The organism is Roseibium alexandrii DFL-11 (genome assembly GCF_000158095.2).
GTDB classification, from domain to species: Bacteria; Pseudomonadota; Alphaproteobacteria; order Rhizobiales; family Stappiaceae; genus Roseibium; species Roseibium alexandrii.
Genome location: NZ_CM011002.1, coordinates 455,097 through 468,288, shown reverse-complemented (window position 1 = coordinate 468,288; position 13,192 = coordinate 455,097). Strand labels below are relative to the sequence as shown.

At 54.8% G+C, this 13,192-nt stretch carries 12 protein-coding genes; 7 read left to right on the top strand and 5 right to left on the bottom strand.

From position 1 onward, the window contains the following. Window positions 1-61: 61 nt before the first annotated feature. Complete coding sequence (locus SADFL11_RS02190) at window positions 62-1,168, bottom strand: tricarboxylate transporter (RefSeq protein ID WP_008194520.1); 1,107 nt, start codon at window positions 1,166-1,168, stop codon at window positions 62-64. Between the two features lie 133 nt (window positions 1,169-1,301). On the opposite strand from SADFL11_RS02190, the gene SADFL11_RS02185 reads away from it, so the two are divergent. Together SADFL11_RS02185 and SADFL11_RS02180 are read left to right on the top strand one after the other, a co-directional pair. After that, the gene (locus tag SADFL11_RS02185) at window positions 1,302-1,970 is read left to right on the top strand and encodes a response regulator transcription factor (RefSeq protein ID WP_008190006.1); all 669 of its coding nucleotides are present in this window, start codon (window positions 1,302-1,304) and stop codon (window positions 1,968-1,970) included. Continuing rightward, a complete protein-coding gene (locus tag SADFL11_RS02180) occupies window positions 1,970-3,400 on the top strand; it encodes a sensor histidine kinase (protein ID WP_008196660.1) in 1,431 nt (476 codons plus the stop codon). Before SADFL11_RS02185 ends, SADFL11_RS02180 begins: the two co-directional genes overlap by 1 nt. Here SADFL11_RS02180 and tcuB read toward each other — a convergent pair. Together tcuB and tcuA are read right to left on the bottom strand one after the other, a co-directional pair. Further along, window positions 3,363-4,433, bottom strand: a complete 1,071-nt coding sequence (tcuB, locus tag SADFL11_RS02175; protein WP_040450760.1) for a tricarballylate utilization 4Fe-4S protein TcuB — start codon at window positions 4,431-4,433, stop codon at window positions 3,363-3,365. The two genes, SADFL11_RS02180 and tcuB, sit on opposite strands and share 38 nt — an antisense overlap. Continuing rightward, complete coding sequence (gene tcuA, locus SADFL11_RS02170) at window positions 4,423-5,808, bottom strand: FAD-dependent tricarballylate dehydrogenase TcuA (protein WP_040450761.1); 1,386 nt, start codon at window positions 5,806-5,808, stop codon at window positions 4,423-4,425. The genes tcuB and tcuA overlap by 11 nt, the downstream gene beginning before the upstream one ends. A 77-nt stretch (window positions 5,809-5,885) precedes the next feature. Here tcuA and SADFL11_RS02165 point away from each other — a divergent pair, with 77 nt between their 5' ends. Beyond that, a complete protein-coding gene (locus SADFL11_RS02165; protein ID WP_008193031.1) occupies window positions 5,886-6,797 on the top strand; it encodes a LysR family transcriptional regulator in 912 nt (303 codons plus the stop codon). A 281-nt stretch (window positions 6,798-7,078) separates the two neighbouring features. On the opposite strand, the gene SADFL11_RS02160 is transcribed toward SADFL11_RS02165, so the two are convergent. Continuing rightward, window positions 7,079-7,957, bottom strand: coding sequence for a LysR family transcriptional regulator (locus SADFL11_RS02160; RefSeq protein ID WP_008193046.1), 879 nt, complete (start codon window positions 7,955-7,957; stop codon window positions 7,079-7,081). A gap of 93 nt (window positions 7,958-8,050) precedes the next feature. Between SADFL11_RS02160 and SADFL11_RS02155 the strand changes: the two genes are divergently transcribed. Both SADFL11_RS02155 and SADFL11_RS02150 read left to right on the top strand, forming a co-directional pair. Continuing rightward, window positions 8,051-9,307 (top strand): M24 family metallopeptidase, encoded by a 1,257-nt coding sequence (locus SADFL11_RS02155; RefSeq protein WP_008192006.1) that lies wholly within the window; start codon window positions 8,051-8,053, stop codon window positions 9,305-9,307. A 446-nt stretch (window positions 9,308-9,753) separates the two neighbouring features. Further along, the gene (locus SADFL11_RS02150) at window positions 9,754-10,539 is read left to right on the top strand and encodes a hypothetical protein (RefSeq protein WP_081450471.1); all 786 of its coding nucleotides are present in this window, start codon (window positions 9,754-9,756) and stop codon (window positions 10,537-10,539) included. Window positions 10,540-10,607: 68 nt separating this feature from the next. On the opposite strand, the gene SADFL11_RS02145 is transcribed toward SADFL11_RS02150, so the two are convergent. Next, a complete protein-coding gene (locus tag SADFL11_RS02145; RefSeq protein WP_008189747.1) occupies window positions 10,608-11,270 on the bottom strand; it encodes a L,D-transpeptidase in 663 nt (220 codons plus the stop codon). A gap of 286 nt (window positions 11,271-11,556) precedes the next feature. Between SADFL11_RS02145 and SADFL11_RS02140 the strand changes: the two genes are divergently transcribed. Together SADFL11_RS02140 and SADFL11_RS02135 are read left to right on the top strand one after the other, a co-directional pair. Continuing rightward, window positions 11,557-12,186: a glutathione S-transferase family protein gene (locus SADFL11_RS02140; RefSeq protein WP_008196659.1), complete on the top strand. Its 630-nt coding sequence runs from the start codon at window positions 11,557-11,559 to the stop codon at window positions 12,184-12,186. A gap of 10 nt (window positions 12,187-12,196) precedes the next feature. Then, on the top strand, window positions 12,197-13,090 hold the full coding sequence (locus SADFL11_RS02135; protein ID WP_008192401.1) for a LysR family transcriptional regulator: 894 nt from the start codon (window positions 12,197-12,199) through the stop codon (window positions 13,088-13,090). The last annotated feature ends 102 nt before the right edge of the window (window positions 13,091-13,192 follow it).

Sequence of the window (13,192 nt, the reverse complement as noted above, 5' to 3'; positions counted from 1 at the left end):
ATTTTAGTTTGGGAAATGAACCCGCCCGATCACACTCGGGCGGGTATTTGGAAAAGTGCCGTTATTTCAGAGATACGCCGTAGCGATCCTGGAGCCATCCAACGATAAATTCTTTCGCGCTGGTCGGCACTTCAGTTGCACTCTTCAGAGCTGCATCCGCTTTGGCCCCTGTCATCTGCGGATACTTGCCGAGACGCCCAGCGGAGATTTCGGCGAAATCACCGCGCGCTTTGACAGCTTCAAACGCCTTGGCATAGGTGTTGATCGCGTCCTCAGATGCTCCGTTTGGCAAGAACACCATTTTCTGTGCCGGGAAGCCTGCGATGAAGAACGCCTTCCATGCATCCCACTTTTCACCGCTTGTTTCGCAGCCATCGGTTGCCTCGCAAACTTCCTTGAAAGTCGGCATGTCCGGGAAGGTTGGATCTCGGACAATATTGCCCTCATCATCCAAGGCACCCCAGCTCATCATCGGAACGGCTGTTCCAGCTTCAACGAGTGGCGTTACACCTTTTAGATAGGATGAGGACGTTTGGTAGTCGATGTTGGCTTCACCCCGTTCGAACATCAAACGGCCGTCGCCGCGGCCTTTGATACCGAACACTGGCTCAACATTGAGACCAAGCATTTCCCAGGCGAGAAGCGGAACGAGATCAAGACGGGTAGCGCCCTGTGATCCATAGATGAAGTCCGTTTCGCGCAGTGCGCTCGCATCGTTGCCATTCATCTTTTCAGCAAGATCCGGCGGCAGGTAGGCGACGCCACCTGTGCCTGATGCGAGAACCACATTCCAATCCTTGTACTCGTACCGGACACGCGGATCGCCGAGCAGATATGGAAACTGCGTTGAGCCTGAAGACCCGAAAATCAGCGTTCCGTCACTGTCAGAGTATTCTTGTCCCTGGAACCAGTTAGCACCCTTTGTGGATCCGGCACCTGGCATGAACTTCACAACCACGGTCGGCTGTCCGGGCAGCGCTTCACTCAAAAGAGGTGCGTAGAAGTTTGCCCATTTTGCAGACCCACCCGTTTCAGAAAACGGGATAACCCACTCAACAGTTTTTCCGGTGAGATCGAGACCTTCCGCAAGCACCTGAGAAGGGGCAAGGGTGCAGGTAGCAAATGCCACACTCAGCGCAAGGCGCTGTGTAAGCTTCTTCAAAACCATAATTTCCTCCCAATGGCGCAGCAGTTTTGGTTTGACTGCCGCACATTCAGGCCACTCAAAAGCAGCTTGATGCCCTCAGATTTCCCTGCGAAGCTTGCAATAAGCTTTCATCGAAAAGAAAAAGAAACAAGTGATGCGGATTGCCCTCGTCGAAGACAACGTCAACCTTGCAAAGGGAATTGCCTATCAGCTCCGGGACGCCGGGCACTCGGTGGATGTGCTTCACCACGGCGACGATGCTGATACTTTCCTGAGGCAGGAAACGGGCGATCTCGTTATTTTGGATATCAACTTACCAGGTAAAAGCGGCCTGGATCTTCTTGCAGATCTCCGGGAACGGAGTGACCCGCGCCCGGTCATACTTCTGACTGCCCGATCTGAAACACAGGATCGGGTAAAAGGGTTGGATGCAGGCGCAGACGACTACCTAGTAAAGCCATTCGAAATGGAAGAACTGGCCGCGCGTATCCGCGCACTCGGACGCAGAAACACGGCTGTATCTCCATCTCTGGTGAATGTGGGACCTCTGAAATTCGACGCGGGTAGCATGCAGTTGTTTGACGGTGATGTTGCACTGGAGGTCCCGAGGCGGGAACTGTCCTTGCTCTCCGCTTTAATCCAGGCAAACGGGCGAACCCTGTCAAAGGCCAGTCTGCTGGATCAGCTTTATGGAGCTGGAAGTGAAACCGATGAAAAGGTGATCGAAGTCTATGTCTCGCGCCTGAGAAAACGGCTTTCGTCGTTCGACATCAACATCCAGGTTCATCGCGGAATTGGATATTCGTTGAACAGAGCGTCTTGATGAAACGGTCCTATTCCCTACGCCTACGGCTGACCCTGATCATCCTACTGCCTCTTTTGTTGGTCGCGGGGCTCGCCGGCGTCTGGCAGCTTAACAATGCGCGTTCAACGGCGAGCGACGTATTCGACCGCAGCCTGCAGTCTGCAGCTCTTGCAGTTACCAACGACGTCGCGCTTTCCGGCGGTGATGCCTTAGTTGCCAACACGCGAAAAATCCTTTCCGATACGTCCGGCGGACGGGTCTATTATCACGTCTACGCGCCAGACGGCGTCATCGTCGCAGGCTATGCGACGCCTCCAGTCGGCATCCCCACCAGTGCAGATGGTGGCCTCAGCCCGGTTTACTTCAACGGTGAGTATCTGGGACGTGAAGTGCGCGGGTACCGAATGCGAACCCGAATGCAGGTCGATGGTTTCAGCGGAGTTTTCACGACGACCGTTTGGCAGGATGTCTCAATACGCGCCGCATTTGTTCAGGATCTGACCTTGAGGTCCCTCTCGGTTATTTCATCAATTATCCTGTCACTCGCATTGATCGTTTGGTTTGGCATTCGTATCGGTTTGTGGCCGCTCAGCGATTTACAGCAAGCCATCGACTTGAGATCAGGTGAAGATCTCAAACCGATCCGGCGCCCGGTACCGGTGGAAGTACAAGGCATCGTGCAAACGCTAAACCGGCTGCTGGGGCAGGTTACAGAAGTGATGGCAACTCAAAACGAATTCATCTCGAATGCCGCACACCAATTGCGCAACCCCATCGCGGGGGTGCTGGCGCTTGCTGAAGCAGTGAGATCCGCCAAATCGGAAGACGCAATGCGTGAACGGGCGGAAGACCTCGTCAACGCTGTAAAAGACACAAGCCTTCTCGCTCAAAAGCTTCTGACCTACGAACGCGCAAAGGCCATTGACCAAACGTCATTGAAAGAAGCTTTCTCGGTCAACAAGTTGCTTGACCCGCTGGTTTCAGAGTACCGGAACCGCTTCCCACCCGACGTCGAAATCATCTGGACACCAGCTCCAGAAGACGTTCGCATTACCGGTGACCGGACAATGATCCGTGAAGCAGTGTCTAACCTCATCGATAACGCCTTCCGGCATGGCGGACCAGAGCTCGACACCATCACTGTCGGCTTTGAACGACTGGGCCCGGACCTTTCGATTACCATTGCTGACAACGGGGTAGGTCTTACGCCAGACCAGATCCGCACCGCTCGCATGCGGTTCGGGCAAGTATCCGAAAACAGCGGTGGGAGCGGCTTGGGTCTTCCAATTGTTGAACGGGTCGCTGAACGTCACGGAGGCCGGTTGGAGCTTAAGGATCAAAACCCGGGGCTTGTGGTGCGAATGATCATCTCTGTCGGGACTTGCGCCGCTGCGTCTCAGCCTGCTGATTTCACTCCAACGCAGCTTTCCGCTGCTCATCCCGAATGAGCGCAGCCAGCCGGTAAAACCCGTGGGCCATTTTTGTGTAAGGAGTCAGCAGGAAAAAGCTGAGCACAGACCCAAGGTGAATTGCGAGCATCAGCGGCATGAGTTGCGTTCCGCCAAGCCAGTACAGCAGCAGACCACTGAGAGCCACCAAGAAAAGGAGAAGCACGAAGCCCATTTCCCCGCCCCAGGCTGACGAAGCTCCAAGGTTCCTGTCAGCCTTCAATTTAAGGCGCGCAAGCTCCACCGTTCCGAGAACCATCAGGATGCCACCTGGAACACCGAGTAACTTGGGAAACGACCAGAGCGGGTAAGGTGCGGGCATATTGAAGGCATAGTGAAGAATGGTCCCGGCCGATGTAGCTGCAAAGCAAAGAAGAAAGCCGTACATCACCGCCTGATGCGCCAGTCTCCGCGCGTTGGAAAACTTGTCTTCGTCCTCGAAGTTGCAGCCATCACCGTGTCCGCCAGCAAGATTTTTCATGTTGGCTGCCGATCCAAACGCACCGACGATGTGAGCCAGCGTGATACGTTTTCCGGCTGTGCCTTCCCAATATCGCCGAAGACTGATCGTAATGCTGAGAAGTGGAAACAGAAATGCCGGCAAGAAGATCGCCACCATCGCATTGTGGGAAAGCACTGCATAAAACCCTTCGCCGCCGGCAGACCCAAGCGTCCGCATCGCGAGAAACAAAACCGCAAATCCCAGAACGGTGGCGACAGCGATCATCACACCGTTTTTTTGAAAGATTTGCGCCAGTGGATGAGGCCAGGCAAAGCTCTCCCAACTGTCCTGACGAACTTCGGCCAAGGCCATCGGAAGATTAAGATCGAACTCGTGCGGCGCAGTGTACTGGCAGGCATAGTAGCAGCCCCGGCAGTTGTGGCAGAGGTTTGCAAGCTGCGTGAGATTGCCGTCTGTAAAAAAACGCTCTTGATGGAGAGCTGGAAAGACCGAGCAATACCCCTCGCAGTATCGGCATGCATTACAGATTTCCGCTTGGCGGCGTGCTTCCTGGCGAAGATCAGTTTGCATAGTTTGCTGCCTCCCGGCCTGCGACACGGCCAAAGACGGTGCCGATTGTCATGCCAAATCCTGCCAGATATCCCTGGCCGAGAATGGAGCCGGCCATGGTCTCACCAGCGGCCCAAAGGTTTGTGATCGGGCCATCTTGTGTGCTGCATTGTGCGTTCTCGTCGACCTTGAGGCCGAGATAGGTGAAGGTCACACCGGTCTTTAAGCTGTACCCGTAAAAAGGAGGCGCATCGATCGGCCGGGCCCAATTCGTTTTCGGCAGGTTGATGCCGGTGGTCTTTACCCCGTCCAATTCAGTCGGATGGAACTTCGACGTGTCTCCGCATGCCGCATTGAAAGTCTCAACCGTGTCTTTCAACTGCACAGGTGGCAGGCCCATCTTTTCGGCCAGCTCTTCAAGCGTATCGGCCTTGATCGGCGGAAAGACGGACGGCATGAACAAGTCCAAAGACTTGGAATCGATGATCACATAGCCCACCTGGTCCGGCTGATTGGCGACCAGTCGCCCCCAAATCGCATAACGTTTCGGCCAGACGTCCTCGCCCTCGTCATAAAACCGCTCGGCATTCTTGTTGACCACGATGGAAAACGGAACGCAGTCCAGACGCGTTACAATACCGCCGTCGAATTTTGGCGCCCGTCCGTCGACTGCCACGGCATGACACTGGGTCGGATCACCGACCGATTGAACGCTCTGGTCCAGCAAATCAGCAAGAACTATACCGCGGTTATAAGGCGTTCCCCGGATCAAGAAATTCTTCGCAGGCGGCCCCCACGCACGCGTGAGCCAGTCCGTGTCTGCCTGAAATCCACCGGATGCGACAACGACGGCCTTGGGGGCGATCCGCTTGCTTTCGCCCTCATGCTCATAGTCGAGATGCGCAATCCGGTTCCCGTCCAATTCAAGATGCGTGACATTCGCCTCATAAAGAACTTCAATGCCAAGTTTTTCGGCGGTCCGGTAGTAGGCATTCACCAGTGACTTGCCGCCCCCCAGAAAGAACGCGTTGGTGCGAGCGAGCGACAAGGTACCTGACAAAGAGGGCTGAAACCGTACGCCGTGCTCTTCCATCCAGGGTAAGCATTCCTCAGAGGTTCTTATGGCTAACCGAGCAAGCCGCTCATTCGTTTTGCCGTCAGTAACTTTGAGAAGATCTTCAAAATACTCTTCTTCCAAATAGTCTTCGACAAGCGGGCCAAGCGGGCCTGAATGCATGCAACGGAAGTTGCGCGTATGCCGGGAATTGCCGCCTCGATAAGCCTTTGGCGCAGTCTCGAATATGACGACGTGCGCGCCCAGTTCCGCGGCCGTAATTGCCGCGCACAAAGCAGCATTCCCTCCGCCAATGACAGCGATATCGTAACGATTGGTCATGGTACTTCCTCTCCAAGCAATTTTAAGGCGGGGAATATTGATTTGACCAATGCCAAGTGTTCAATAATTATTGCGCCATGCGCATCAATTTTGATTTTGGCGATCTGGAAGCGTTTCTTGCGGTCATGGAAACGGCCTCCTTTCATCTGGCTGCCGAGCAGTTACACTTGTCTCAATCAGCCGTTACGCGGCGGATCCAGAAGCTTGAACAAGTGCTTGGCTCCAAACTGTTCGAACGTACAACCCGAGCAGTCAAACCGACACTTGCCGCGAAGCGTTTGCAAAGCCGGGCAGAAGAAATGCTCGACAACGCCGAAGAAACGACACTGGCCATGCGAGATGAAAGCGTTGCTTTTGCTCATCAAAAGGGCGCGGTCGTAACCATCGCCATGATCCCGACTTTGATTGCACCGCTGTTTCTACCAGGCCTCAGCTCAATGCGTCAGGCTGATGAAACCGCCCGAATTCGCTTGATGGATCTATCGGCAAATGATGTAGCAGAGGCAGTATCCTCAGGAGAAGCCGATTTCGGGATATGTTCCATTGGTTCCCTTGAAGCCAACACGCATTTTGAACCCTGGTTCGACGATGAGATCGTCTTGGCAATACCGATAGAACATCAGTTGGCAGCACAGGACAACGTCAGTTGGCCCGACCTCCTCAACGAGGATCTGATCCTTCCTGCGCGCGGAACAGGAAACCGGTTGTTGATTGATGATGCCATGGCAAAGGGCCGGATTTCAGCCCAGTGGACCTATGAAGTCGGCCGGTCGACGACGGCCATGGAAATGGTCAGCGGTGGTGTTGGCATTGCCCTGTTGCCAAGATCCGCAGCCACGTCAACATTCGCTCAGGGTCTGCGATTCAAGAAACTACCAAAACCCGTTGTGACCCGACCGATCGGTTTACTAACCAGAATGGGCGTTTCTGACACCCCAGTTGTCTCGTCAGTAAAAGACAGCCTTCGGGAGTATGCGGCCAATATATGAACTTCTGCCCTTGGACCCCGTGTTTACAGAGCCGTTAGATCCAATATTTACGCAGTACTCGAAACAACCAACTGTCACTTCAGTGTTTTAAGTGCTCAGCGCCGAAAACTCCCAAAGTGGCCACTTATTCAAACTGCAACGAAGGACCGCTTCCCGCCCGAGTTTCGAGCTCAGCGCACCGCACCGAAGGTCTTGGATGGAGCTCAGTTCAGGCATTTACTGCACACTGCACCGAGGTCTGCTCAGCGATAAAATACCCACCAGCAGCAATTGCGCAAAGATCAGCTTAGGCTGAGATGTTTTGCAAGGTTGTCAATTTCGGCCCGCATGGCTCTTGCTGCCTGCCAAACCAGAAAATATCCCTTGCCGGTCTTCAGTGGCTTATCAACCAGCATCAAAAGCCGCCCGGACGCCAGGTCCGCTTGCAAGAACGAACAGCTTGCCAATGCGATGCCTTTGCCCTCCAACGCCAGACCGATGGAATGGCTGTAGTTTTGGCACAGTGTTTTGGACAAACCATCAAAGCCGCTTTGGTGTTCCCGCTGTTGCCAAACGTCCCAGTTGATCCAATCCGGTGCGTGTCTGTGATAGTCCAGCAAACTCGAGTTTTGGGGCGCGTTGGCAAAGCGCTCGGCTTCGGCGGGTGAGGCAACAGGGGCCAGCTCCTCATCCATCAGCAGATGCCCTTCCCAACCTTCAGGAACCTTGTCGGCATAGATAATGGCAAGGTCGTTGCTGGCGGCCAGCAAGTCGCGGGGATCATCCTTGACGACGGTTTCGACAGGACAGGATGCGGAGCTCAGCGCAAAAGACCGCAGGCGCTCAAACAGCCAAAAGACTGACACGGCTGAATTGGCTGCAATGCGAACGGAAGACGCCGCCGGCGACCTGACCTGGTCAAGCGCGCCTTGAAGATAGTCCAGCGCCATGGCCACGGGATCGGCCAGTTGCGCGCCGGCCTGCGTGGGTTTGAGGCTCCGTGCGCCACGTTCAAACAAGTCCGCACCCAGCCAGTTTTCCAGTTGCTTTACGCGTTTGCTGACCGCGGCTTGCGACACATAAAGATCAGACGCTGCAGCACTGAAGCTGCCAGCGCGCAGTGCCGTATCAAAGAACACAAGCGTGTCGAGCGGCGGAAGTTTTTTTCGTCGGCTTTCCATTCCAATTTGTTATAGCTATGCCTGAGAATTTTCAATATTCACCGCGTGCCGATGTCGAATTAGTTTTGGCTCAAACTTATTGGGCGAAACGACATGGCGAACTTTGACTGGCATGCAGAGCGAAGCGACCTGGATGGAATCGCATTGCTGGATCGCGCACCAGAAGGTGAAGGGATCGATCTGAAAGCCGTCAGACTTTACCGCCTTGGCCGGGTGCGGGAGCAGATGGCTAACTTTGGTGTCGACGCCGTCATCCTCTCGGATCCCATCAATATCCGCTACGCCACGGGCGCGCGGAACATGCAGGTGTTTTGTCAACGCAATGCACCGTCGCGCTACCTGGTGCTGACCGCCGCGCAATCCATCCTCTTCGAGTTCACCGGATGCCTCCATCTTGGGCAGGGATTGGAGACGATTGACGAGGTTCGCCCCGCCAAGACCGCCAGCTTTGTCGCGGCCGGTCCCGGCATTCAGGCCCGGGAAAAAGCCTGGGCAGCTGAAATGGCAGACCTGATTGAGGAGCTTGCCGGGAAAGGGGCAACCGTCGGGCTGGAGCGGCTGAATGCCGGCTCTGCGATTGCGCTTAGAGACTGCGGTCTGCGCATCGTTGATGCCCAGCAACCCGTTGAAATGGCGCGTTCGGTCAAATCCAGCGAAGAGATGAAATGCGTGAATGCCTCATTGCGGGCGACCGAGACAGGCGTGGCCAAGCTGCGGGACGCAATCCGCCCCGGCATGACGGAAAACGAACTGTGGTCCGTCCTGCATCAATCGGTGATCGCGCAAAACGCCGATTATTGCGAAACACGGCTTCTGAACGCAGGCGCCCGGACCAACCCGTGGTTTCAGGAGACCTCCGGCAATGTCATTGGTGAAAACGAGTTGATTGCACTCGATACGGATGTGGTTGGCTGTCACGGCTACTATTCCGATTTCTCGCGCACATTGCATGCTGGACCGGGAAAACCGACGGAAGCGCAACGCGAGCTCTACAAGGTTGCGTATGAGCAAGTCCAAAGCAACATGGACATTCTCCATGCAGGCATGAGTTTTCGGGATTATGCGGAGCGTGCGTGGGACATACCGGAAAAATTTTACGAAAACCGCTATTACCTCTCGGCCCATGGCTGCGGCATGACGGGCGAATACCCCTATCTGTATCACAAAGGGGATTTTCCCGATGCCGGATATGACGGAGAAATCGCCGCCGGCATGACGATCTGCGTTGAAAGCTATATCGGCGCAGCTGGCGGCCGCGAGGGCGTCAAACTTGAGCAACAGGTTCTCGTGACAGAAACGGGCATTGAGCTGCTGTCCCGGTTTCCCTTCGAAGAAGAACTACTGCGGTAAATTCAAGGGACGGGGCGTTTCTTGACAACAAGAGCTTGTTCCAAGTTTCAGCAGCCCTCAATCCGGGCTCAAAACTAACTTTGGAACAGGCACAACTCAGCACCGGTTCGTGCTGATATGATTCGATAACGCATTGCCTGATATCGGCGAGTAGGGAGATAAGGTTCCCCCTCGCCGCCCGTTGCAAAGCCTCCCTGCGGGAAAAAGGATAAGATGACTTTGGAAGACCCGGTCCGGCGAAGGCAGCTTCAAGCTGAGATGGCGCATGCGGACAGCCACTTGTCTCCCAACAATTGCCGACACCCAGACTGACGGATCTCTCGAGGGAAGCATTTTTATTGCGCAAGTGGAGCGCAAAACTTCACCAATCACTGGTCAATCAAGTTGATTGCATTAAGCTACTTTGCAAACAACACGCGATTTTTTTTGCAACACGGTGATCGATCATGACCAACCTCAGATCTGAATTGGATCCAATTGTCTTCAAACGTGCCTGGGGTACTCTAGACAATACTTTCACTGATAATGGCTTGACCCTTCAACGGGGTTATGACTTTGACCTTATTGATGCATTGGCCCAAAAAAGCGGCATCAAGCCGCTTGAAGCCCAGTTCTCGACAAAGATGCATAGCCACACCTCCGGCCGGTCATTCTGGCTTGGCGTGTTTGATACAGACGGCCTTCTTGCCGGTAGGGTCTGCGCCCGCCTCGATTCACTGCGGTCACCGGAAAGCCTTGTTGATTTCTGGCGCAAACACTTTCACCGCTGCTACCCGACGGAGACAGGTGCCCAAGTTGAGCTCGCCGCCAAGCAACCGAGATTTGCGCAGAAAATTACAGGCGAAACTGTGTATCTCGGAGGGACCGAAGTGCGCTCGGATTGGCGCGGTTACGACCTTGGTGGCTTGCTGAACCGCGTGGCGCAGCTTGAGGCACTCGCAGATTGGGACGCTGATTTCTATTATGGCTGGATGGAAAGAAAGGCGTTCAAGGACGGCTTCTTTCGAGCCTGCGGGTTCACAAAACTGTACGCCAACTCGATACACTGGCAAGCTGGCGGGCCTGCCCGCCTCGACAATGATCTCTATCTCGTCGCCAATCACCGGGATGATGTGCTGGACATGATTGATCAGGTACTTGCAGAGCCCCCAAAGGCCGCGAGCGGATCATCTGCCAAAACCTATGAACCGCTTGAAGTTGGCGACAGCATATCATCAACCACCCAAAATTAAGGAGTTTTGGCGCGCAGCCCCGTTGTCAGGGTCAAAGGGACAAAGCAATGGAGGCTTTATTCAAGGCCCTACCCCAGAACAATCACCTTGGTGCCGAGTTCAACACGATCATAAAGATCAATGATGTCCTGGTGCCACATGCGGATGCAGCCGCTTGAGGCGTTGGTTCCAATGCTCCTGGGCTGATTGGTGCTGTGGATGCGGTAGAGCGTGTCCTTGTTGCCCTGCCACAGGTAAAGACCACGCGCGCCGATCGGATTTCTCGGCCCGCCTTCCTGGCCGTCCCGGTAGCGCTCCAAATCCGGATCGCGTTCGATCATCTCATCGGGCGGAAACCATTTCGGCCATTCGCGCTTGAAGCGGATGACCGCCTCGCCGTTCCAGGCAAAGCCGGCCCTGCCAACCCCTATGCCATACCGGATCGCCCGCCCGCCCGGCTGAACGAGATAGAGGAACTTGTTGTTCGGATCGACCACGATTGTTCCGACGGGATGTGAGGTTGGATAAAAAACCGTCTGGCGCAGGTACTTCGGATCGAAGGTAAGGTAGTCGATTGGAGGCAGGTCGAAACCGCCATCTCGAACCCCAGCATAGGCCAGGGAATAATTCGGCGTCCCATCGGAAAAGGGTGTCAGACCAGCTTCCACCGTCGCGCTTTTCTTGCTTTGGCAAGCCGCCAGCGCCAAGGGTAGACCGATCACAAAACTCCGGCGGGTAAACTTCAGCGCCATGCTCACATCCTTTCACCGGCACATTTCCGGTTTTCTAATATCACCCCAAGTCACTTCAGACCTGGATGCTTTGTGAAAGACCGGACGATGGATCCAACGTTAAATACCGAACCTGTTGCAGGAATGAATGCCAACATCATTATGGTAAACACCCCCTTAACAGCAACGCAATCTGACAAACAAACCGGTGACACACACGCCAATTTGATCATCAGGGTTGAAATCACCGCTATCCTGCTTTCTTGCTGTTCCCAACACATGCGATCCAGACATCCGGAGCCGACCCATGATTGACCTTTACACCTGGACCACCCCGAACGGCCGTAAGGTGTCGATCCTTTTGGAAGAGCTCGGCGTTGATTACACTCCCCATGCAATCGACATCACCAATGGTGATCAGATGGCACCGGAGTTTCTGGAGATCAGCCCAAACAACAAAATCCCGGCAATTGTGGATCGCGAGACTGGTCTGAAGCTTATGGAATCCGGGGCAATCATGATCTACCTCGCCGAGAAATACGGCAAGTTTCTCGCCCCGTCCGGACAACAACGGGCCCGGACGCTAGAATGGCTGATGTGGCAAATGGGCGGGTTTGGACCGATGCTTGGCCAGGCGCATCATTTTGTACATTTCAATCCGGACAAGTCCGATTATGCCAAGGAGCGCTATTCCAGAGAAGCGCGCCGGCTCTACGGCGTGCTCGATAAACAGCTTCAAGGGCGCGATTTTATCGCGGGCGATTATTCGATTGCCGATATGGCATGCTGGCCTTGGGCATCGCGCTATGAATGGCAGGGTGTCAGCCTCTCTGATTTTCCAAATGTCCAGGCTTGGTATCAGCGCATAGCAGCCCGTCCGGCCGTCCAGCGCGGATATCAAGTGCCGAAAGACATGGGCCCAATTCCAGCCGGGTAAACAAGCAGAGATGGACGCCCCAAACCGTATCAAAAATCCGCTCAGCCTCAGTCAGTTGCGCGCTCTGGAAGCTGTTGTACGCCGAGGTAGTTTTTCTGCGGCCGCTAAGGAGATCGGGGTTTCTCAACCGTCAATTTCCAACCATGTGCACGGACTTGAAAACCGCTTCAAGACCCGGCTGATCGCCAAATCCGGATACTCGGTCTCTGCTACGCCTGCTCTTGAGGCGCTCTTGCCGAAAATACGGGCGATCCTCGCTCTCACCAGCGATCTGGAATCGGAACTGCTTCATCAAAAGGAGCTGGCCGCTGGTGAGCTCAGGATCGGCTATTCGACCTATCAGCTGGCGATCCCGAGAATCTCTGCCTTTATGGCGCGTCATCCGGAAATAACCATCGAAGCCCGCGCCTTGGCCACCAGCGATATTCTGGACCTGTTTGACAATGGGGATATCGACATCGGCTTTGTGACCGGCCGGGAAATCCCGGCGGGTCTTGACGGTGAATTGCTGGTCCAGACGCGCATCGTTATCGCCGCACCCGCCGACCATCCGCTGGCATCCAAAGGCGCTGTCAGCTGGAAGAATGTGGAGACACTTCCGTTGCTGCAGCGGGAAAGTTCATCTGGAACCCGCAAGATGTTCGAGGCAGCTGCCACTGTTGCCGGGATCAAACCCAAAACGATTCTTGCGCTCGGGTCCTGGGGCTCCATCGCCACCCTGATCCGGTCCGGCATCGGTGTCGGGATTGCAATGGAAGCAGAGATCACAGACCGGGACGGCTGTGTTGCAATCCCGATCGACAGCCCTTCCCTGATCGCGAACCATTATGTTGTCTGGCAAAAAGACATGGCAGGCGTTGCTGCGATTGAAGCGTTCCGGGCCAGCTTGAACCCTGCCGCCTGACCCGTTTGCCAACACCGCCAGCATCAAGTCTATAACTAATAATTATAGACAAGACTATTTCATTAAACTGTTACCCGAAGGGGGTGTTAAGGGCGCACAGGC